25 protein-coding genes are annotated in these 20,377 nt (G+C 67.5%); 7 read left to right on the top strand and 18 right to left on the bottom strand.

The features are described 5' to 3' along the window. Positions 1–57: 57 nt before the first annotated feature. Together GE300_RS12010 and GE300_RS12005 are read right to left on the bottom strand one after the other, a co-directional pair. The gene (locus GE300_RS12010) at positions 58–1,029 is read right to left on the bottom strand and encodes a TRAP transporter substrate-binding protein (RefSeq protein ID WP_154446811.1); all 972 of its coding nucleotides are present in this window, start codon (positions 1,027–1,029) and stop codon (positions 58–60) included. A gap of 72 nt (positions 1,030–1,101) precedes the next feature. Continuing rightward, positions 1,102–1,929: a phosphogluconate dehydrogenase C-terminal domain-containing protein gene (locus GE300_RS12005; RefSeq protein ID WP_233416966.1), complete on the bottom strand. Its 828-nt coding sequence runs from the start codon at positions 1,927–1,929 to the stop codon at positions 1,102–1,104. Between the two features lie 133 nt (positions 1,930–2,062). Here GE300_RS12005 and GE300_RS12000 point away from each other — a divergent pair, with 133 nt between their 5' ends. The 5 genes from GE300_RS12000 to GE300_RS22975 all read left to right on the top strand — a co-directional run bounded on the left by GE300_RS12000 (position 2,063) and on the right by GE300_RS22975 (position 6,338). Beyond that, the gene (locus GE300_RS12000) at positions 2,063–3,415 is read left to right on the top strand and encodes a four-carbon acid sugar kinase family protein (RefSeq protein ID WP_233416965.1); all 1,353 of its coding nucleotides are present in this window, start codon (positions 2,063–2,065) and stop codon (positions 3,413–3,415) included. Beyond that, positions 3,412–4,689 (top strand): ribulose-bisphosphate carboxylase large subunit family protein, encoded by a 1,278-nt coding sequence (locus tag GE300_RS11995; protein ID WP_154446809.1) that lies wholly within the window; start codon positions 3,412–3,414, stop codon positions 4,687–4,689. The genes GE300_RS12000 and GE300_RS11995 overlap by 4 nt, the downstream gene beginning before the upstream one ends. A gap of 68 nt (positions 4,690–4,757) precedes the next feature. After that, on the top strand, positions 4,758–5,111 hold the full coding sequence (locus GE300_RS11990) for a CidA/LrgA family protein (RefSeq protein WP_154446808.1): 354 nt from the start codon (positions 4,758–4,760) through the stop codon (positions 5,109–5,111). Then, positions 5,104–5,820, top strand: coding sequence for an LrgB family protein (locus GE300_RS11985; protein WP_154446807.1), 717 nt, complete (start codon positions 5,104–5,106; stop codon positions 5,818–5,820). The genes GE300_RS11990 and GE300_RS11985 overlap by 8 nt, the downstream gene beginning before the upstream one ends. A 350-nt stretch (positions 5,821–6,170) precedes the next feature. Continuing rightward, positions 6,171–6,338 (top strand): hypothetical protein, encoded by a 168-nt coding sequence (locus tag GE300_RS22975; RefSeq protein WP_233416964.1) that lies wholly within the window; start codon positions 6,171–6,173, stop codon positions 6,336–6,338. Positions 6,339–6,371: 33 nt separating this feature from the next. On the opposite strand, the gene GE300_RS11980 is transcribed toward GE300_RS22975, so the two are convergent. The 5 genes from GE300_RS11980 to GE300_RS11965 are packed head-to-tail and all read right to left on the bottom strand — an operon-like array spanning position 6,372 to position 10,219. Beyond that, positions 6,372–6,920, bottom strand: a complete 549-nt coding sequence (locus GE300_RS11980; RefSeq protein WP_233416963.1) for a gamma-glutamylcyclotransferase family protein — start codon at positions 6,918–6,920, stop codon at positions 6,372–6,374. After that, entirely contained in the window at positions 6,917–8,188 is a 1,272-nt protein-coding gene (locus GE300_RS11975; protein ID WP_154446806.1) for an MFS transporter, read from the bottom strand. The genes GE300_RS11980 and GE300_RS11975 overlap by 4 nt, the downstream gene beginning before the upstream one ends. Further along, on the bottom strand, positions 8,175–9,269 hold the full coding sequence (locus GE300_RS11970; protein ID WP_233416962.1) for a lysylphosphatidylglycerol synthase transmembrane domain-containing protein: 1,095 nt from the start codon (positions 9,267–9,269) through the stop codon (positions 8,175–8,177). Before GE300_RS11970 ends, GE300_RS11975 begins: the two co-directional genes overlap by 14 nt. A gap of 23 nt (positions 9,270–9,292) precedes the next feature. Further along, the gene (locus GE300_RS22970) at positions 9,293–9,580 is read right to left on the bottom strand and encodes a hypothetical protein (protein ID WP_233416961.1); all 288 of its coding nucleotides are present in this window, start codon (positions 9,578–9,580) and stop codon (positions 9,293–9,295) included. A 27-nt stretch (positions 9,581–9,607) separates the two neighbouring features. Beyond that, positions 9,608–10,219 carry a DUF7482 domain-containing protein gene (locus GE300_RS11965; RefSeq protein WP_154446804.1) on the bottom strand — a complete coding sequence of 204 codons (612 nt, stop codon included), beginning with the start codon at positions 10,217–10,219 and terminating at the stop codon, positions 9,608–9,610. Between the two features lie 182 nt (positions 10,220–10,401). Between GE300_RS11965 and GE300_RS11960 the strand changes: the two genes are divergently transcribed. Further along, positions 10,402–10,689, top strand: a complete 288-nt coding sequence (locus GE300_RS11960; RefSeq protein ID WP_154446803.1) for a hypothetical protein — start codon at positions 10,402–10,404, stop codon at positions 10,687–10,689. A gap of 120 nt (positions 10,690–10,809) precedes the next feature. Here the strand turns inward: GE300_RS11960 and GE300_RS11955 are convergent, their stop codons facing one another. From GE300_RS11955 to GE300_RS11910, 10 genes are all read right to left on the bottom strand, one after another. Then, complete coding sequence (locus GE300_RS11955) at positions 10,810–11,022, bottom strand: hypothetical protein (RefSeq protein ID WP_154446802.1); 213 nt, start codon at positions 11,020–11,022, stop codon at positions 10,810–10,812. Positions 11,023–11,100: 78 nt separating this feature from the next. Beyond that, positions 11,101–11,556, bottom strand: a complete 456-nt coding sequence (locus tag GE300_RS11950) for a deoxycytidylate deaminase (protein ID WP_325063211.1) — start codon at positions 11,554–11,556, stop codon at positions 11,101–11,103. Between the two features lie 3 nt (positions 11,557–11,559). Beyond that, positions 11,560–12,432 carry a dihydrodipicolinate synthase family protein gene (locus tag GE300_RS11945; RefSeq protein WP_154446801.1) on the bottom strand — a complete coding sequence of 291 codons (873 nt, stop codon included), beginning with the start codon at positions 12,430–12,432 and terminating at the stop codon, positions 11,560–11,562. A gap of 10 nt (positions 12,433–12,442) precedes the next feature. After that, positions 12,443–12,787: a 4Fe-4S dicluster domain-containing protein gene (locus GE300_RS11940; protein WP_154446800.1), complete on the bottom strand. Its 345-nt coding sequence runs from the start codon at positions 12,785–12,787 to the stop codon at positions 12,443–12,445. Between the two features lie 10 nt (positions 12,788–12,797). Next, positions 12,798–13,574: an enoyl-CoA hydratase-related protein gene (locus GE300_RS11935; protein WP_154446799.1), complete on the bottom strand. Its 777-nt coding sequence runs from the start codon at positions 13,572–13,574 to the stop codon at positions 12,798–12,800. Next, positions 13,571–14,740, bottom strand: coding sequence for a CaiB/BaiF CoA transferase family protein (locus GE300_RS11930; RefSeq protein ID WP_154446798.1), 1,170 nt, complete (start codon positions 14,738–14,740; stop codon positions 13,571–13,573). The genes GE300_RS11935 and GE300_RS11930 overlap by 4 nt, the downstream gene beginning before the upstream one ends. A 10-nt stretch (positions 14,741–14,750) precedes the next feature. Beyond that, a complete protein-coding gene (locus GE300_RS11925; protein WP_154446797.1) occupies positions 14,751–16,115 on the bottom strand; it encodes an FAD-dependent oxidoreductase in 1,365 nt (454 codons plus the stop codon). Between the two features lie 80 nt (positions 16,116–16,195). Beyond that, positions 16,196–16,999, bottom strand: coding sequence for an ABC transporter permease (locus tag GE300_RS11920; RefSeq protein ID WP_154446796.1), 804 nt, complete (start codon positions 16,997–16,999; stop codon positions 16,196–16,198). Beyond that, positions 16,999–17,778 carry an ABC transporter ATP-binding protein gene (locus GE300_RS11915; protein ID WP_154446795.1) on the bottom strand — a complete coding sequence of 260 codons (780 nt, stop codon included), beginning with the start codon at positions 17,776–17,778 and terminating at the stop codon, positions 16,999–17,001. The genes GE300_RS11920 and GE300_RS11915 overlap by 1 nt, the downstream gene beginning before the upstream one ends. A 5-nt stretch (positions 17,779–17,783) precedes the next feature. Continuing rightward, positions 17,784–18,827 carry an ABC transporter substrate-binding protein gene (locus GE300_RS11910; RefSeq protein ID WP_154446794.1) on the bottom strand — a complete coding sequence of 348 codons (1,044 nt, stop codon included), beginning with the start codon at positions 18,825–18,827 and terminating at the stop codon, positions 17,784–17,786. A gap of 145 nt (positions 18,828–18,972) precedes the next feature. Between GE300_RS11910 and GE300_RS11905 the strand changes: the two genes are divergently transcribed. Then, positions 18,973–19,881: a LysR family transcriptional regulator gene (locus GE300_RS11905; protein ID WP_154446793.1), complete on the top strand. Its 909-nt coding sequence runs from the start codon at positions 18,973–18,975 to the stop codon at positions 19,879–19,881. A 78-nt stretch (positions 19,882–19,959) separates the two neighbouring features. Here GE300_RS11905 and GE300_RS11900 read toward each other — a convergent pair whose 3' ends face one another. Continuing rightward, positions 19,960–20,304 (bottom strand): RidA family protein, encoded by a 345-nt coding sequence (locus GE300_RS11900; RefSeq protein ID WP_154446792.1) that lies wholly within the window; start codon positions 20,302–20,304, stop codon positions 19,960–19,962. Positions 20,305–20,377 lie beyond the last annotated feature (73 nt).

The following is a 20,377-nucleotide window of genomic DNA, read 5'->3' as shown; positions in this document are numbered from 1 at the left end:
CCATTGCATGTGCGCCGCCCGAAGGCTCCGGGCGGCGCCCTTGTCAGCGTGGCGCGATCATTTGGCGTCGCGGATGCGCTCGATCAGCTCGGCGCCGTACTGCTCGGCGAACTGTTCGTAGGCAGGCTGGACCGCGGCCGCGAAAGCGGCCTTGTCGACATCCGTCACCACTTCCATGCCGTTCTCGCGCAGAAGCTCGACGCCGGCCTCCTCGTTGGCGCTGACGGTGGCGCGGGCGGCCTCGGCGGCGGCCTTGGCGGCCTCGCGCATCCAGCCTTGCTCTTCTTCGCTCAGACCGTCCCAGTGGATCTTCGACATCACCACCACGGCGGGCGAATAGACGTGGCCCGACAGCGTCAGGTACTTCTGGATTTCCCAGATGTTGTTGGCGGTCAGCACCGGGATCGGGTTTTCCTGGCCGTCGATGGTGCCCTGCTGCAGCGAGGTCAGCACCTCGGTCCAGCTCATCGGCGTGGGCGAGGCGCCCGCCGCCTGGAAGGCCGCGATATGGACCTGGTTCTCCATCGTGCGCAGCTTCAGGCCCGACAGGTCCTCGGGCGTCTCGATCGGATGCACCGAATTGGTGATGTGGCGAAAGCCGTTCTCGGCCCAGGCCAGGCCCACCATGTCGTGGCTTTCGAACTGGGCGAGCAACTCCTGCCCGATCTCGCCGTCCAGCACGCTGCGGGCGTGTTCGTAGTCCTCGAAGAGGAACGGGAAGTCGAGCGCATAGACCGAGGGCACGAAGTTGCCCACCGGGCCGGTCGAGGTGATGGTCAGCTCGATGGAACCGATCTGCAAGCCCTCCAGCACGTCGCGTTCGCCACCAAGGGCGCCAGCGGGCTTGAGGTTGATGGTGATGTCGCCGCCGGAAAGCTCCTCCATCCTTGCGGCGAAGGCCTTGCCCGCATCGCCGTAGTGCGAGTTCAGCGGCGGCGTGAAGGCCAGGTTCATCTCGCGTGCCTCGGCAGAGGCCGCAAGAAGGGTGCTGGCGAGGGCGAGCCCTGCCAGGGAGTTCGAGAAACGCATGGATGATCCTCCCGTTTGCGTCAGGATGATGGGGGCATCCGCCCCCCGTGGTGAATTGTGGAAAGTGTCAGATCAGGTGATCCGGTCGACGCTGGCCGCAATCTCGTCGTCGTCGAAGCAGCGCTTCCAGTCGTCCTTCATCAACACTGGCACACCGTATTCGATGGCCTTGTTGGCCGCGTCCGAGAACACGCCCTTGTGCTCGTCGAACATCACCGCGCCCATGATGTTCATGTGCCCCAGCAGGAAGTCCCTGGCGCAGTCATAGCTGACGCCCTTCTTGACGACCTCGTCCATCGCCTGGCGCAGCACCAGCATGAGCGAGCCGTTGACGGTTTCCGACAGGCCCGGCTCCAGCAGGGCGAACTGCTTCAACGTCACCCGGTGCGAGCGGACGACCGGCGCATAGATCGCGCGGCCAACCCGTTCGCCGAGCGCGTAATCATCTTCCGGGCCCTGGACGAGCACGTTGACGATGCCCTGTTTCGCCGCGATGCCTCCGAAATAGTCCTTCTTGGCCTCGGGGTCGGTCTCGTCGTTCCAGATCGGCGGGTGGCAGGGGTGCGAGACGAAATAGGTGACGTCGTGGCGCTCGGGCAGGTGGCCGGCAAACGGCGCCGCGCCATCGAGCACGAAAAGCATCGCGCCCGGTTTCACCTTATCGATGATCTCGCGAGAGATCTTGCCGATCAGCGTGTCGGGCACCGCCAGCACGATGATGTCCGCGTCTCGCAGGGCCGTATCGGGCGCCACCGCCTCGACGCCGAATGCCTCTTTCAGACGCGCGCGGCCCTCATCCGAGACCTCCACGTGCAGGGTTTCGAATTCAGGGGCGTTCTTCAGGTTTGCGGAGAGCCGCATCCCCATCTTTCCACCCGCACCGAACAGAGCCAGTTTCATGGATTTCCTCCTCCTGGGGTTTTCGACCGCGGCAAGCGAATCGACTTGACAACTGGTATGATAAGATACTAATCATGTCACCATGTCAACCCAAGCGCCACATCCCCCGCTTCACGCCTCGCCGGACGGCCGGTTGTCCAGCGGGCTCCTGGTCGCCTGGTACGGCGACGATTTCACCGGTGCCGCCGCCACGATGGAGGTGCTGGCCTTTGCCGGTCTGCCCTCGATGCTGTTCCTTGAGCCGCCGTCCGAGGATCAGTTCGCCCGCTTCCCAGATATGCGCGGCATCGGCGTCGCCTCGACCGCCCGCGCCGAAGGGCCGGACTGGATGCGGGCGCATCTGCCGGACATCTTCGCGCGGCTGGCCGCGCTTGAGCCTGGGCTTCTGCACTACAAGGTCTGCTCGACGCTGGACTCCTCGCCAGAGGTCGGCTCGATCGGCTGCGCCATCGAGATCGGCGCCGACCTGATCGGGGCACGGGCGGTTCCGGTCCTCGTCGCCGCGCCGCAGATGCGCCGTTACCAGGTCTTCGGCCAGCTCTTTGCCGGGCATGGCGACCAGGTCTTCCGGCTGGACCGGCACCCGGTCATGTCACGCCACCCGGTCACGCCAATGGACGAGGCGGACGTGGCGCTGCACATCGCGCGGCAATCCGACCGGATCGACGCCACCGCGGTGACACTGGAGGACATGTCGGGCGCCCCCACCCCGAAGGCTGCGCCGGAGGGTCGCATCCATGTGGCCACGCTCGATTGCTGGGACAGCGTTTCGGAAACCACCGCCGGACGCCTGCTCTGGCAGAACCGCGGAAGCTCCCCTTTCGTCGTTGGCTCGCAGGGGGTCGAATTTGCCCTTGTCCGACACTGGCGCGACAGCGGCGCGCTGCCGCCCGTCTCCGAGCCCGGAGGGATTGGCCGCGCGGACCGCATGGTCTCGGTCTCCGGCTCGGTCTCGCCCACCACCGCCGACCAGATCGCCTGGTCCAAGGCCAACGGGTTCGCCTGCATTCCCTTCGACGCCTCGGCCATCTGCCGGGGCGGGCGGGACCTGGCGCAGGAGGAGGCCCGCGCGATAGACGCGGCGCTTGCCGCCTTGGCAGAAGGCAAGAACCCGCTGGTCCACACCGCCGAAGGCCCGGACGATCCGGCGGTGACACGGTTCCGTACCGCCGTGACCGAGGCCGGCGCGGACATCGGCGTGGTCAACCGGTCGACCGGCGAGGCGCTGGGTCGCATTCTCTTCGACGTGCTGAATGCGTCCGGCACGACCCGCGCGGTGATCTCGGGCGGCGACACATCCGGCCACGCGACGCGGCAACTGGGGGTCTACGCGCTCTCGGTCCTCGCACCGACGATCCCCGGGGCGTCGATCTTCAAGGCACATGCCGACGGGCCGATGGACGGGCTGGAACTTGCACTGAAAGGCGGACAGATGGGCAGCCCCGACTACTTCGGCTGGGTCCGCGACGGAGGAGGACAAAAATGACAAGAGTCACGGCAACCTACGAGATCGAATCCCCCGCAGGCATCGCCCGCGGCGCCGAGGCCATCGCCGGAGAGCAATCCACCGGCACTTTCGGCAACGTGCCGCTGGAAACCGACGCGCTTCGCGCCCGCCACGGCGCCCGGATCGAGGAGCTGACCGTCACCGGAACTTCCGACCGCCCCGCGCTGCCCTGCCGCACGACCGGCGACAGCTACGAACGCGGCGTCGCAAGGATCAGCTGGCCGATCGAGAATTTCGGCACCCAGCTTCCAACCCTGCTGGCCACCGTCGCGGGCAACCTGTTCGAGCTGGCCGACCTCTCGGCGGTGCGGCTGACCGACCTGGATCTGCCCAAGGTCTTTGCCGCCACCAACCCCGGGCCCCAGTTTGGCGCCAGGGGGACGAAACAGGCCATCGGCGGCCACGACGGCCCGCTGATCGGCACGATCATCAAGCCCTGCGTCGGCCTGACGCCAGAGGCCACAGCCGAGCTGGTCAGGGAAATGGCCGAGGCCGGGATCGACTTCATCAAGGACGACGAATTGCAGGCCAATGGCCCGCACAACCCGCTGGCCGCCCGCGTGGCGGCGGTGCAGCGCGTGCTGAACGACCATGAGGACAAGACCGGCAGACGCGTCATCTATGCCTACAACATCACCGACGAGATCGACCAGATGTGGCGCAACCTCGATCTTCTGGCCGAGCATGGCGCCTTCTGCCCGATGGTCTGCGTCAACGCGGTGGGCCTCAGCGGGCTGCGCGCGGTGCGCGAACGCTCGCCCTTCATGATCCACGGCCACCGCGCCGGCTGGGGGCTCTACTCGCGCTCGCCCGATATCGGCATCAGCTTTCAGGTCTGGCAGAAGCTCTGGCGTCTGGCGGGGGCCGACCACCTGCACGTCAACGGGCTCGCCAGCAAGTTCACCGAGGAAGACCGGATCGTCGCCTCCTCGGCGCGGTCGGTACAGGCGCCGGTGTTCACCGACGGCGGGCCGGAGTATGTGGCCATGCCGGTCTATTCCTCGGCCCAGACCATCTGGCAGATCGCCCCGGCGCAGGCGGTGCTGGGCAACGATGATTTCATCTATTGTGCCGGTGGCGGCATCCAGGGTCACCCCGACGGTCCCGGAGCCGGCGTCACGGCCCTGCGGCAAGCCGCGGATGCCGCGCGCGACGGTATTCCGGTCGATCGCTACGCAGACACGCACCGTGCGCTCCGCGTTGCAATGGAGACCTACAAGCGACCCATCCTCGGCGAAATCCCCTTAGATTGAGGGAGCGGAGGCTGGTCGCACGGTCCCAATCCCGCGACCGGCCTCATTCATTTGCGGAGGGCTTCCCCATGCTCGGCGCCATCGCGCTGTTGTTGTCCTGTCAGCTCTGCGGAGAGGTGATCGCCCGATCCCTTGCCTTGCCGGTGCCGGGGCCGGTGCTCGGGCTCGGGCTCCTGGCATTGCTGTTCGCAATCCGCCCCGGCGTGTTTGCCTGTGTGGCGCCGGTCTCGCGGACCATACTCGCCCACCTGTCGCTGCTGTTTGTCCCGGCCGGTGTCGGCGTCGTCGCCAATCTCGACCTGCTGTCAGAGAACTGGCTGGCGGTCGGAGCCGTCCTTGTCGTCAGCACCTTGCTCGCCCTTCTTGTGAGCGTCGGCACCTTTCTCATGGTTCTGCGCCTGACCGGGGACGCACATGGGTGACGGTACCGACCTCTGGAGCTATCTCTCCACCGAGCCGCTGTGGTGGCTGACCTGCACCTTGCTGGCCTATCTCGCGGCGGACTGGGTTTCGGCCCGGTTGCGGCGCCATCCGCTGGCCAACCCGGTGCTGATCGCCGTCTGCATGATCGCGCTGGTCATTCAACTCGTGGGCGCACCCTATGCGACCTATTTCGACGGCGCCAAGTTCATCCATTTCCTGCTCGGCCCCGCGACTGTCGCGCTGGCTGTTCCGCTTTATTCCAACCTACCCGCGATCCGCAAACTCGCGGTGCCGATGCTGGCCGCACTGCTGGCCGGCTCGCTCACCGCAGCCGGGTCGGCGGTGCTGCTGTCACAAGTGCTTGGATTGCCGGACGAGGTGATCGTTTCGATGAGCCCGAAATCGACAACCGCACCGGTGGCGATCGGCATCTCCGAAGCACTGGGCGGGCTGCCATCCCTGACCGCGGTCCTGGTGATCCTGACCGGCATCATCGGAGCCGTCGCGGTCACGCCCCTGATGAACGCCCTCAAGGTCCGGGACTGGCGCGCGCGGGGCTTCGCGGTGGGAATTGCCGCGCACGGCATCGGCACGGCACGCGCCTTCCAGGTCAGCGAGATCGCCGGGGCCTTCGCCGGAATCGGCATGGCACTCAACGCCATCCTGACGAGCATTCTCGTTCCGATCATCATCGCGCTCCTGCTCTGAGACCGAGAATGCCCGGATCACCAACATGCGCTCGAAAACGATCACGACCGAGTAGAGTCGGGGATTGGATCATCAATGTCTGCTCTTGTTGACGCCGACTGGCACGTTCGCGGTTGCCGAAGGGCCGGCTTCCACCTGTCGTTCAGACGACATCGCAGGCGCAGCGTGGATCCAGCGTCGGCAGCGAACGGCAGGAAGGTCCGCAGATCCGCCGTTGGTGCATCCCGCAGCGAGTGTGACCACTTTCCGCCCTTTCTGCCGCTCTGGTTTCTTAGTCGACCAGAGGCGTCGTCCGTCAATTCCATGAGTACCGAGAGCGAATTTCGGTCAGCGGGATACCGAATCCGACAATGCGCTTGCCACGACGCGCACCCGGGACCGCATCTCTTCGATCAGCCCCCGAGATCCAGGCGCAGTCGGCCGAGGAACTCGGGCTGCTGCCGGACGGGTCCGCCACCGCCGAGATGCTGAGCGACTTCGCCGTACTGCGGGATCAGGTCCGCGCCCGCCCGGACTGATGGACGATCTCGGCGTGCCGCACGGCGTTGGGTTTATCGATCCCACAGGCCAGGCAGGTCGCGCTGGATGGCTCCCTCGCGGATCAGGGTGATATGGCGCAGCGACGGATTGCCGTCCTCGGGGAGCCCGTCGGCGATGAGACTGTAGGCGCGGAGCCGGTCGCCATCGCGGTCCTCCACGTCGAGCCAGACGGGATAGTAGCGCCAGCCCGGCACGCCCTCGGTCGAGTGCAGCCAGACCACGTCCCTGCAGGTCATGCGGTAAAGGACGCCCCGGACCTCCTCTCCCGGGGCGGGCGCGATGTTGGCGGGGGCGGACAGGCCCTTTGGCCGGCCGTGAAGATTGAAGCGCAGCCTGTAGCCCGGCGCGCGTCCCACGCGCCATTCGAGAGGCTTCATCTTCCGCCGCCCGAGAAAGACGCTGTCGTTCATGTTGGCGCCGAAGGCGAAGTACCAGACCTCGTCGGCGGGGCGACCTTCGAGCCGCAGCCCCCAGCTCCGGTACCAGAGCCGGGCCGGCGGCCAGACGCGTAGGATGACCGGAAGCCAGAGGCGTTTCGGGAAGCGGCGCAGCGCAATCATGGAAACTCTCCAAGCGCGAGGCGCGAGATGCGCAGCAGCAGTCGGAGTTGCAGCAGCGCGGCGAGGATGGCCGCGACGAAGATGGCGTGGATCGAGATCAGCGAAAGGAGGCCCGCACCGAGCAGCGGCAGCAGCGCGGCAGGGGAGGCCATCGCATTGAAATAGGCCGAATAGGCGGGGCGGCGGTCGTCCGGCGAGATCTCCATCAGATAGCCGAGATAGCCGATGGTCACGCCGTTCATCATCGCGCCGATCACCACGAAAAGCGCCATGTACCCGGCGAGGCCTGCGTCCAGACCCAACAGGGCAAGGACGAAGACGGGCGGCAGCATCCTCACCACTGCGACCGTCTGCAGCATCGTGAGCTTGCCGGCGCTGTCGCCAAGTTTCCCCCACACCGGGTTAGAGGCGAGCGCGCCGGCTGTCTGGGCGCCGAGCAGCAGCCCCACATCCGCCGGTGTGATGCCGCTCGCATCTGCGGCGACGACATAGAAGGGCAGCGCCATCAGCGTCGCGCCGCCCAGCCATTGCGAATAGAGAAACAGGCGGAACCGGCCGTCGCTCGTCAGCACCTGCCAGCCGCCCGCAAGGAATGACCGCACGTCCTGCGGCGCCTGCCGCTCGGCCTCGCGCGGCGGCATCGGCGGCTCTCCGGCCGAGACGAAAAGCGACGACGACACGACCATCAGAAGGGCGGCGAGGCCGAAGATCAGCGCATAGGCCTGCAGGTTGGGAAGGATGCCCAGGGTCAGGCTCACGAAACCCGCGACGCCGAGCGCGAACAGGCCGCCGCCGAAGAAGCGCCACGCCAGCATCCGGCTGCGCGCCCCGGGCCGGATCGAGCGGCCGACGATGTCGTTGTAGGGCACCGCGACAACGCCGCTGATGAAGGCATAGAGCGTCCAGAGGCTCAGGAACGCCATCCCGAGAAGCGCCGGCGGCAGCCCGCCGCCGAACCACAGAAGAAGCGCGATCAGCCCTGCCATAAGGGCGCGGCCATAGGCACCGAAGACGTATAACGGCATGCGCCGCTCGGCCCGTTCGGCAAGGAAGCCGATGACGAGCTGAGGCAGCAGCCAGCCGAGCCGCAGGACGGCGCTGGCGAAACCAACGGCGAAGGCGCTGCCGGTGAGCTGGAAAACGAGGCTCGCCACCACAGTGGCCGAGTCGATCGCCGCGGCGCCGGCCTGGAACGCCGCACCGGCGCCTGCAATCCGCCAGAAGCGGCCGCGCGCGCTGCGCAGGACGACCGTGTCAGACGCGGACATCCGCCGCCTCCGCCTCGGCCCGCGCGCGGCGGATGTCGATGCCGGACTGCCAGAGGACGACAAGCCCGAAGCCAACGACAAGGATGATCGACAGCATCCAGTTGAACAGAATCATCAGGAGCGCCTGCTCCTCGGGCACGCCGAGAAGCTCGAAGGCCAGCGCCGAGCCGATGACGAAGCCGCCCGGCACCCGCACGAAGCGCGACAGCACCAGCGAGAAGCCGGCGAAGACCATCAGGAACAGATAGTCGAAGGGCGCCAGCACCACGCCGACCGCCAGGCCCGCCCAGAGATAGTGCGTGGACGAGACGAGCTTGGCCGCCACCGCGCCGACGAGCACGCCCAGCCGACGCCACCGGTTGCGCGGCCAGACGACGCCTTCGCAGAGCGAACCGCGCAGGGCGGCGCCGTTGGCCCGGAACCACCGCGTCACCCGGTCGAAGAGCCGGCAGATCAGCGGGCCCTCACGCGCGAAGAGCGTGCGGAACCGGAACATCGCCCACAGAAGCGCGCCAAACAGCGCGAAGTTCAGCGCCCCGGCAACGGCGAGGCCAAGCTCCAGGTTACCCCCGATCTGCGGCACCTGGCCCGCCATCGCCACGAGCCCGGCGAAGAGCGCGAACACCACTCCGTCGATGAACCGCGCGATGACGGTGGTGGTCAGCACCGTGCCCATCTTCAGGTCTTCCATGCGGGCGATCAGCCAGGAGCGCACCAGCGGGCTGATCCCGAGCGGGACCAGCACATTGGCGCCGTAGCCTGCGAGCAGCGCGCCGGTCAGCCGCAGCGTGCGCACCGGCTTCACGTCGTGCAGGATCTGCCGCCATTTCCACCCGTTGACGAACTGCTCGAGAAGGATCGTCAGCGCCAGCATCGCGATCCAGCCGGGATGCGCCCGCCGCAGGCCCTCCACGAAACGCCCGAAGTCGAGATCGCGGTAGAGCCAGAAGACGAGCGCCAGCGCGGCAATGCCGCCAAGAACCGGTGGCATCCATCGCGCGAGCACACGGCGCTTTGAGCCCCTTGGCGGCGGGGCGTCGTCGGGACTGCTTCGCTCCGTGAGCGAGGAAGCAACTGTCATATCGTCATTTGTCAAGCGGCGGGTCAGCTTTCCTGGTCCTTCACGACGGTGTAATGAATCGTCTGCACCGCGATACGCCCGTCCCGCACCACATAGCTGTCGGCTCCGTCTTCGATCCGCGCGCCGTCGCCCATCGCCGTCCATCGCCACCAATGCAGCAGTCCACGCAGGTTTCGCAGGCGGCAGTGCAGTCGAGGCAGGCGCGAATGCAGTCTTGCATCTGGGCTGTCATTGGTATTCTCCTCGCTGAGGTTGGTCGCAACTTGTTCGCCAGTCAGTCCGGCGGGTATGCGCCGGCCGGCTTCGGACAAACGGCAACCGGCGCGATATCGCAGGCTTTACCGCTGGCCGCCCGGCCAGGTGAGGAACGGCATGTTCACGACGATTCCGCTGCCGGTGATGCGAAGCTCGCCATCGGCTTCGGCGGTCTCGACCTCGTCGGCCGAGCGCAAGACGCGCGGCTTGGAACCGTCTTCCCAGTTGGCCAGCATGATCTGGCGCAGCGGGGTGTAGTCTTCCGCGCCCGCCGGTCGGTCGAATACGTCCGGCTGGAATCCCAGCGGCCCGCGCGGCCCGTCCGGCTGCACGCCATTCTCGAAGACATAGACGTGGGCCAGAAGGCCAGCCGGGATATCGGCCAACGAGGGGACGACCGGAACGGGCGACCCCATCATGTCGGTCAGCAAATCAGCGATCTTAGTATCGGATGCCTCCGTGTGGATGAAGTGGATGTCCTCGCCGGCGGCATAGCCGAAGACCGGCGGTATGCGCGGGATCGCCGACATGTCCATGCCGCCCGACATGTCCATGCCGTCCGACATGTCCATCATCGAGTCCGTTTCCGAGCCCGTGGCCATGGTGCCGGTCTGCGCCCCGACAGGTGCTGCCGCGAGGCCGATGGCCACGATGGCGGCGGCACCGATGCAGTTTCCGCGACGTCCTCTGGTCATGGCGCACCTCCTTGGATCACTGATTCCAGGGTATTCTAGCAGCAGTACCAAGGTACGGAGTCAACAAGCATCGACAGATCTTTCGGGTCAGGCGACCCGCTCGAGCGCCTCAAGGATCGAGCAGGCCCCTGGGCGAGACCGCCGACGTCGTCTGCTACGTCACCAACTACCCGGCGGCGGGTGTGGCCGACGGCAACCGGTTCGACGACGAAGCCGATTACCAGTCGATCATCGACGACGATCCGGCCTTCGCCACGGTCGCGATGGAGTACAGCGCGGTCGACGACGTCGCCCAGTGCCCGGTCCCGCAGCCGGGCGTGAACGCCTGCGCCGGTGGCGGCATTCCTGCGGTGGGGCCGAAAATCATGAAGTTCTTCACCTACGCGGGCGACGGGAACGCCGATGGCGGGGGACGATGCCGCCGCCATCGTCGGTTCCGGAGGCCCGAACGACGGCGATCTGGTGCTTAACGCCAACCTCGACGGCGTTGCGGTGCGGCCGATCCCGAAGCTGTGCATGGTGTGCCGTGACCAGGCGGACGTCTATGCGGTCAACATGAACCTGACCAACGTGCCGGCAGGGCATTCGGGCTACGACGATCTGGTCGACGTGACCTCGACCTTCGCGCCGCCGCAGAAGCGGGTGTCGATCGATGCGCCGGCTGCGGGCGCTTCCAGGGCCGAGGAAAGCCGGCTGCTCCTGTCGGTCGACGGCGCGAACTGCGGCGGCAGCACGCCCTGCATGCCGCCGGGATCGGCCGGGCTGAGCCCGGACGAGGTTGCCGTGATCGAGGACTGGATCAACGACGGCGCCGCGAACCGAGCGCCGGTCGCGGGGGGCGCCGGGCGGGCGGGCCCGGCGCCGACACGCGCGGCGGCGGCTCAGGCCACGGTGGTCAGCGCCACCCCCGCCTCGAGCAGCATCCGCTCCGAGACTTCGAAGCTGTGGTCCAGCGCGCCATCGAACTCCGGACGCGCCGGGCAGACGACCCGGACGATCCCGCTCTGGATGATCGCGCGGGCGCAGTCGGCGCAGGGGAACCGGTTGACGTATATCGTGCAGCCGGCGATCGCGGTCCCGGCCCGGGCCGCGTTGTAGATCGCGTTGCGCTCGGCGTGTTCGATCCAGTGGAACTTCTCGCCGCTGGCGCGGTCGAAGCGGGCCTCATCCGCGTCCGAGACGCCGCGCGGCAGGCCGTTGTAGCCGCTGGCGCGGACCTCGTGCGCCTCTCCGACGATCACCGCGCCGACATGGAAGTCGCGGTCCTCGGACCAGGCGGCCATGTGGTCGGCCAGGCCCAGGAACCGGGCGGTCCATCTGTCCTCGGTCGCCGCCACGGCTCAGGCCGCCGCTTCGGTCGGGGCGAGCGCGTCGAGCGCCGCGCGCTGTTCCGGCGTCAGCGCGGTGAAGGGCGGCAGCGTGGCCTGCCACGCCGCGTTGCCGGTGCGCCGAGCCACCAGGTACTTGACCGACGGAATCAGCGGCTGCGCGCCGATCGCGGCGCGCAATGCCGCAACCCGGTCGGCCAGCGCGGTTGACGCGTCGCCGGCCCAGATCCGCGCGCACAGCGGCGCGGTGTGGTTCACGGTTGCCGAGATGCAGCCGGCGAAGCCCGCCTCGGCGGCGACGCCCAGGCTGGTTTCCGAGCTGGGAAAGACGGCGAAACCCGGGACCTGCGCGACGATCCGCCGGCAATAGTCCAGATCGCCGGACGAGTCCTTGATGCCCCGGAACCGCCCGGGCGCAAGCCGGTTCAACTCGGCGATGACCTCGACCGGGATCGTGATGCCGGTCATCTGCGGGAAGTTGTAGAAGTAGATCGCGATGCCGCGGCCCGCCAGCGCCTCGTGCAGGGCGGTGTACCAGCGTACAAGTCCGGCGTTCGAGACCGGCGCGTAGTAGTAGGGCGGCAGCACCAGCGCCGTGCCGTAGCCCAGATCGTCGGCGGCAGCGGTCAGCGCGATGGTCTCGGACAGCGACGGCGTGCCGGTGCCGACCATCAGCCGCTCCGGCCCCAGCGCATCGATTGCCCAGCCCATGACCCGGCGCCGGGCCGCGCCGTCGAACGAGTTGGCCTCGCCGGTCGAGCCGAGGATGTTCAGCCCGTCGCAGCCATTGGCCAGCGCCCAGCGGCAGTGCTCCAGGAACGGCGCCTCGATCGGCTGTCCGGTGGCGTCCACCGGCGTCGGCACTGCGGCAATGATGCCCTTCATCGGATCTCCTTCAGGTCTGCGTTTCCGGCTCCCGCCGCGCCATGCCGGCCAGCAGCGGATGGTCCCGGATCTGCGGGTCGCCCTTGCGCCAGCCGCCGGGCTCGGCGATCTCGCCCGAGGCGTCGTGGAACACCTCGGCGTTGATCCGGGCGAAGATCGAGTCCTCGGGGTCCAGTTCGTCGTCATAGCGGATCGCATCGACCGGGCAGATGCTTTCGCACATGCCGCATTCGATGCACTCGGTCGGGTGGATGTAGAACATCCGCTCGCCCTCGTAGATGCAGTCGACCGGGCAGGACGTGGTGCAGATGCCATCCTTGATGTCGATACACTGACTCTTGATGACGAGGGTCATGGAACCTCCGCTACCTGCCGCGCCAGACGGGCGTACGCTTCTCGCGGAAGGCGCGGACGCCCTCCTCGGAGTCCTCGGACGTCAGCGCCGCCATCAGCGCGGGGGTCTGCAGGCCGCGCGCCTCCTGCGGGGTGAGATGCGCGGTCTGACGGATGGTGTGCTTGATCGCGGCCAGCGACAGCGGCGCGCAGCGCAGCACGTCGGCCGCCCAGGCATCGACCTCGGCGTCCAGCCCCTCGGCGGGAACCACGGCGTTGACCAGACCGAACGCCGCCGCCTGCCGCGCCGACAGGGTGCGGCCGGTCATCATCAGCCCGGCGGCGACGTTGCGCGGGATCAGGCGTTGCAGCGCGACCATGCCGCCGTCCAGCGGCAGCCGGCCGACGCGTGCCTCGGGCAGGCCGAAGCTGGCGGTGTCGGCGGCGATGACGATGTCGGCGCCCAGCACCATCTCGAAGCCGCCGCCCAGCGCCAGGCCGTTGACGCGGGCGATCACCGGAACCGTGAGGCTTGTGCGCAGCGAAATGCCGCCGAAGCCGTTGGGATTGGCCGCGGCCCAGTACTCCAGGCCGGTCTTGCCGCTGTCCGACTTCAGGTCGGCGCCGGCGCTGAAGGCGCGATCCCCGGCACCGGTCAGCACCACGCAGCGGATGTCGTCGCGCGCCTCGATCTCGGACCAGATGCTGTCCAGCGCGGTCTCGGTGGCGGCATCGACGGCGTTCATCCGCTCGGGCCGGTCGATGGTGACCCGCGCGATGCGATCCGAGACGTCGAAGCGGACGGTCATACCGCCTCCTGCCTGGCGGTGGCGCGCAGGCCGAATTCGCGGATCACCTCGTCGGTGTGCTCGCCCAGCCTGGGCGGAGTGTGGCGCACGATCACCGGCGCGTCGGACAGGTGCACCGGCGAGGCGACCAGCGTCAGATCGCCCAGGATCGGGTGCTCGAGGTCCAGCAGCATGTCGTTTGCCGCGGTCTGCGGATCGTCCAGCGCCTCGCCCAGCGAGCGGACCGGGGCGCAGAGCAGATCCTGCGCTTCCAGCCGCTCGATCCAGTGCGCGGTGGTGTTCGTCGCGAAGGTCTCGCGGAACACGCCCTGCAGGAAGGCCTTGTTCGCCCGCTGTGCGGGCAGGTTGGGGTACTCGGGCGACAGATCCTCGATCCCCAGCGCGATGCAGATGTCGCGCAGCGGGTTGGTCTTGAACGCGCCGACCACGACCAGCGCGCCGTCGGTGGTGTCGAACACCCCGGTCAGCGGCATGGCGGCCCAGTTCAGCACCTCGCGATGCCTGGACCATTGCGCGGCTTCCTGCATCTGCATGGCGATCATCGAATCGTACAGCGAGACGCCGACCTTCTGGCCGCGGCCGGTCTTCTCGCGCCCCAGCAGCGCCGCCAGGATGCCCTGCACCAGGTGCATCCCGGCGGTGTAGTCGCACAGCGTCGTGGGATAGATCGACTTCGGGATCGCCGGGTCCTGGGTCTTTTCCATCACCCCGGTCATCGCCTGTGCCAGCACGTCCTGGCCGCCCTTGTGGGCATAGGGGCCGACCTCGCCGAAGCCGGTGCCCGAGGCGCAGATGATGCGCGGGTTGATCTTGCGCAGGCTGTCATAGTCGAACCCCAGCCGTTTCATCACCCCGGCGCGGAAGTTGTCCACCACCACGTCGCAATGGGCGACAAGGTCCAGCACCATCTGCCGCCCCTCGGGCGACTTGGTGTCGATCTCGACCGAGCGCTTGTTGCGGTTCAGCGACGAGAACACGGCGTTGTTCATCGCCTCGACCGAGGTTTCGCCGAAGAAGTTGCGCGACAGATCGCCCGCGCCGGGGCGTTCGATCTTGATCACGTCGGCGCCGAAATCGGCCAGCATCTGCGTGGCGCAGGGGCCCATCATCACCTGGGTGAAGTCCAGGACGCGGACGCCGTCGAGCGGAAGGGTCGGTGTCGTCATCGTCATTACCTCAGGCGTCCACGGGTTCTTCGATCAGCGCGTTGGCCGAGGGCACGTCGCCCGGATCGGCGCCCTGGGCGCGCATCTGCTTCTGGATCAGTTTCGCGTCCACGTCGCGCAGCGCGCAGTTCGCGCTCAGCGCCTGGGTGACGGCGACGCCCGCGGCTTCGCCCTGGGACATGCACGGCGGGATCTCGCGCGATTGCTTCTGCGCCTCGCTTTCGACCGAGTAGTGCCGGCCCGCGACGATCAGGTTGTCCAGGCCCTTGGGCAGCAGCGCGCGATAGGGCGTATAATAGTCGCGGCCCCGGCAGACGCTGTCGGCGAAATGCCGGCGCGAGCGCACGTCGTCGCGGGTCACCACATATTCGCCCTGAAGCAGGCGGGTCTGGCGGATGCCCATCTGCTCGGCCGCGCCCAGCATCCTGGCGTTCTCGAAACCGGGCAGGTTCTCGCGGGCGAAGGTCAGCAGGCCCATCATCCGCTCGCGGCCCTCGTACTCGGCCTGAACCATGTGCTCGGGCGACAGGCCGTCATAGCCGGGCATGTGCGGGCAGTTGCACCAGACCACGCCGGGCAGGGGCGTCTTCAGCCACCACATGCCCCAGGCGCCGCCGATGATGCGCCGGGCCTGGCGGTCCAGTTTCTTGTATTCCTCGGGGTTGGAGTATTCGAACGCCTCGGCCTTGTCGGTGTCCACGTCACACAGGCGGAACACCGTGGTCACGATGAACTGGCCGTCGATGTACGAAGCGCCCGCCGACTGGCCGACGTCAAGATCGCCGGTCGCGTCGATCACCATCTTCGCGCGGATCGCCTGGCGGCCCAGCTTGGTCTGGCAGATGATGCCGGTCACGCGGCCATCCTCGACCATCGCTTCCGAGAACCAGGAATGCGTGCGCAGGTTCACGCCGGCCTCGCGCACCAGGTCCAGGCTGGTGCGCTTCCAGGCATCGGGATCGAAGGCGACGGCATGGATGATCGGCTGCGGCATGCCGGTCTTGTGGAAATCGATGCAGCCCCAGCGGGACCATTTCTTCCACATGTCCCAGTTGGTCAGGCAATCCTCGCTGGGCGGGTAGACGGCGCCGCCCTGGCGCTCCATCCGGTCGACGAATTCGTTGACGATGCCGGTGGTGACGATCTCGTTGCCCTCGTTCACCATGTCGTCGAGCACCAGAACCATGCCCCCCGAGGCCATGCCGCCGAGGTGGTGATAGCGTTCCAGCAACGTGACAGAGGCGCCGTTGCGGGCGGCCGAGACGGCGGCGGAGACCCCCGCCGGGCCGGCGCCGACGACGACGACATCGGTGTCGGCGACGACCGGGACCTGTTCGGCGCGGCAGGTGACGTGTTCGGTGATGCGGTCGGTCATTTCGGGCAAACTCCCTTTGTGGCGCCGCGGTCCCTGTTCGGGGCGGGGCGCAAATTGTTTCGGCGGGACAGCGACTCAGGCTACCAGCGGATCACCGCGCGCTCGACGGTGGCGACGGTTGCGAACATGATCACCGACAGCCCGGACGACATGAACACGGTCGCGTAGAGCAGCGGCGAGTTGAAGTTGAAGGTCGCATCGATGATCAGCGCCCCCAGGCCCAGGTCGGCCCCGACCCATTCCCCGACGATCGCGCCGATGACCGAGGTCGTCGCGGCGATCTTCAGCGCCGAGAACAGGAACGGAAGCGACGACGGCAGACGCATCTTCCAGAACACCTCGGACTTCGAGGCCGACAGGATCCGCGCCAGTTCCAGCGCCTGCGGGCTGACCGCTTGCAGGCCGCGCACCATGTTCACCAGCGTCGGGAAGAAGCAGATCAGCGCCGCGATCACCACCTTGGCGGTGATGCCCGGGCCGAAGATCAGCACCAGGATCGGTGCGATGGCCAGGATCGGGATCGTGTTCACGAACACCGCGATCGGGAAGAAGGCACGCTCGACATGGCGGGAGTGGACGAAGGCGACCGCGATCAGGATCGCGGCGAGGTTGCCGACGAAGAACCCGGCGACGCTTTCGAACAGGGTCGGCCAGAAGTTCTCGAGCAGGATCGGGAACTTCTCGACGAAGGTCACCGCCACGTCCGAGGGCGCGGGCGCGATATAGGTGGGCACGCCGAACGCCTTCACCCCGATCTGCCAGAGCGCGATCAGCCCCAGCGCAGTGCCCAGCGGCACGGCAACGGCCATCATCTTGCGCTTGCGGGCCTCGGCCAGTTCCTGCGCCTCGACGTCTTGCATTTCGATGTTCTCGATGACGGCCATCAGCAGGTCTCCAACAGGTCGCGCAGGTAGCCGCAGTACTGGTTGAACTCGGGCGTGTCGCGCATCTTGATCGTGCGCGGATCGGGCAGCTTGATCTCAACCACGTCGCGCAGGCGGCCCGGATGGGCCTGCAGCATCACCACCTTCTGGCCCAGGAACACCGCCTCGGAGATGGAATGGGTGACGAACAGGATCGTCGTGCCGGTCTCGCGCCAGATGTCCAGCAGCTGCAGGTTCAGCCGGTCGCGGGTCATCTCGTCCAGCGCGCCGAAGGGCTCGTCCATCAGCAACAGCTTGGGCTGGCAGACCAGTGCGCGGGCGATGGCGACGCGCTGGCGCATCCCGCCCGACAGCTCGTGCGGCAAGGCGTTCTCGCGGCCTTTCAGCCCGACCAGCTCCAGCAGCTCGCGCGGGGTGCGGGTGCCGACCGGCAACTGGATCCCGCGGCTGCGGCCGATCTCCAGCGGCAACTCGACGTTCTTCAGCGCGCTGCGCCAGGGCAGCAGGGTCGCGTCCTGGAAGACGAAGGCGAATTCGCGCGCCAGCCGCGCCTGTTCCGTCGTCTTGCCCAGCACCGAAACCTCGCCGGAGGAGGCCGGGATCAGGTCCGAGACCAGGCGCAGCAGGGTGGACTTGCCGCAGCCGGACGGGCCGAGGATGGTGTAGAAGGCGCCGCTTTCGATGTCGAGGCTGACATCCTGCAGCGCGGTGAGGCTGCCGAAGCGGACCGAAGCCCGCTTCAGCGACGCGGCGGTATCCATGTTGGTCCCGTCCAGCATGTCGCTCACCCCAGCTTGGCCCGTGCGTCGGCGGTCTGCTCGAGCACGGACAGGGTCATCACCTCGTCGACGGCGGGCGCGTCCTTCTCGAACTGGCCGAGCGAGTCATAGGCGTCGATCTGCTCCTGCCAGTTCTCGCGGGTCATCGTGCCCCAGCCGTTTTCGGCGGTGGCTTCGTTGAACGAGTAGTCCACCACCATGTCGACGGTCTTCAACTCGTTCTCGCGGTCCATGTTCGGATAGCGTTCGACCAGCAGGTCGACCGCCTGCTCGCGGTTGTCATGCACCCAGGCCCAGCCGCGCGCCACCGCCCGCAGCATCGCGGCGACCATGTCGGGGTTGTCCTGCAGGGTGGAGTCGGTGACGTAGTAGGGGTTGGCGTAGAGGCGGATGCCGGCGTCCCACAGGGTCATGTCCACGCGCTCGTCGCCGAGGATCTCCAGCGCGCTGGTGTTGGTCTTCCAGCCGGTGACCACGTCGACCTGACCGGTCATCAGCGGCGCCATGTCCGAGCCCATCACGATCACCTCGACGTCGTCTTCCGAGATGCCATTCTTGGCCAGCAGGGCCTGCAGCAGGATCCGCGCGGTGCCGTTGGTCGCGATCTTCTTGCCGATCATGTCCTTCGGCTCGCGCACCGGGTTCCGCTCCAGCGAGAAATAGGTGAACGGGTGCTGCTGGTAGCCGGCGGCGATGCACTTCACCGGCAGCCCCTGCGAGCGCGCCAGCATCAGCGACGGGCTGGACGAGATCGAGCCAAGGTTGGCGCGGCCCGATGCGACCGAGGCGACGCCGTCGACATTGGGCCCGCCGGGCACGATCTCCAGCGTCAGGCCCTCTTCGGCGAAGAATCCCTGCGCGTCGGCGGCGACCTCGCCCAGGATGCCGTTGCTCGCCAGCCAGCCAAGTTGCATCGTGACCTTGCCGTCGCCGGCCGCAAGGGCCCGGTCGATGCTGATCAGGTTGCCGGCGAAGGCCGCGCCGGTGGCGGCGCCCAGTACCTTCAGAACGTCGCGGCGGGACGAACCGGTATCGGTCGCTTTGGTCATTTCAGTCTCTCCTGTTGGGCGGCTGTGTTGTCGCTGCCTGCTTTGCAAGCTTATCAACCGACTCTACGCTTGCGTCCGGCGATGCAGGTAGAGCAAAGTTCTGCCAACGGTGAGGCATTTTTTGCACCGCCCCGGGGCCGCGACGATGATCCACTCGATCTTCCTGAAGTATTTCAACGAGGTCGCCCGGCAGAAGTCGATCCGCAAGGCGGCGCTGGTGCTGAACGTGTCGTCCACCTCGGTCAACCGCAAGTTGCTGAGCATCGAGGACAAGCTGGGCGTGGCGCTGTTCGACCGCACCCCCGAGGGGGTGGAGCTGACCGCCGTCGGCGGCATCCTGCTGGAGCATTGCCGCAAGACGCTGCACGACTACGAGCGCACGATGGTGCTGATCGACGACATCCGCGACCTGCGCACCGGGCACATCAACATCTACACCATCGATTCGATCGCGGTGGGCCGGCTGCCGCGTGCGATGAACCAGTTCAGCGCGACCTTTCCCGACATCTCGCTGTCGGTAACCACCGCCCAGCCCGAAGACGTGGTCGAGGCGGTGGCGGCGGGCGAGGCCGACATCGGCGTCGCGTTCACCTTCGTGCACCATCCGGACGTGCGGATCCTGTCCGAGAAATCGGCGCCGTTCGGGGTGATCCTGCCGCCCGACCATCCGCTGGCCGGCCGTACCGGCGTGCGGATCGAGGACATCGCCGGCTATCAGCTGGTGCGGACCATCGACGCGCGCGGCCGCAATTCGATCATCGATCACGCGATGACGACGCTGGCGGCCACGCTGTCGACGCACATCTTCACCAACACGCTGTTCCTGGCGAAGGAGATGATCCTCTCGGGCCAGGGCATCGGCCTCTACACCAAGATCGGCTTCTACGACGAGGTCGAGCGCGGCGAGCTTCTGTTCATCCCGCTGGTGCAGGAAATGCTGAACAACAGCCGGATCGGCGTGATGGTCTCGGCCGCGGCGACCATCGACCCGGCGAAGCGGCTGATGTGCGAAGCCATCGGCAAGGAGATGCAGCAGTTGCGGCTGGATTCCTGAGCCGGCGGGCGGCCGCGCGGGGCTGGCGCGCAACCGCGCCGGGCCGGCCGTGGCCCGGCGGCCCGGTGCAGGCGTCGATCAGCGCGCCGCGACGGCGATGACCTCGACGCGGTACTCGGGGCTGGCCAGCCGCGATTCGCCGCAGGCCCGCGTGGGCGTCGCGCCGGCCACGACCCAGGCATCGTAGACGGCGTTCATCGCGTCGAAGTCGGCCATGTCGGTAAGCCAGACGGTCACCTGCAACAGCCGGTCGCGGCCGCTTCCGGCCTGCGCCAGCAGACCGTCCACCTTGTCCAGACACTCCTGCGTCTGCGTGGCGACGTCCGCCCCTGGCGAGCCGACCTGACCGGCAAGATATACGGTGTCGCCGTGAATGACGGCCTGGCTCATGCGCGGCCCGGTGCCGATACGCGAGATGGTCATGGCAAGTTCCTTTTTGCGATCTGCTGCAAGGCATGTCTAACCGTGCGCCACATTGTCCGCCAGTTCGGCGGTC

The sequence above is a fragment of the Halovulum marinum genome, from assembly GCF_009697225.1.
GTDB lineage: Bacteria > Pseudomonadota > Alphaproteobacteria > Rhodobacterales > Rhodobacteraceae > Halovulum > Halovulum marinum.
This window is presented reverse-complemented; position numbering and strand designations above follow the sequence as displayed.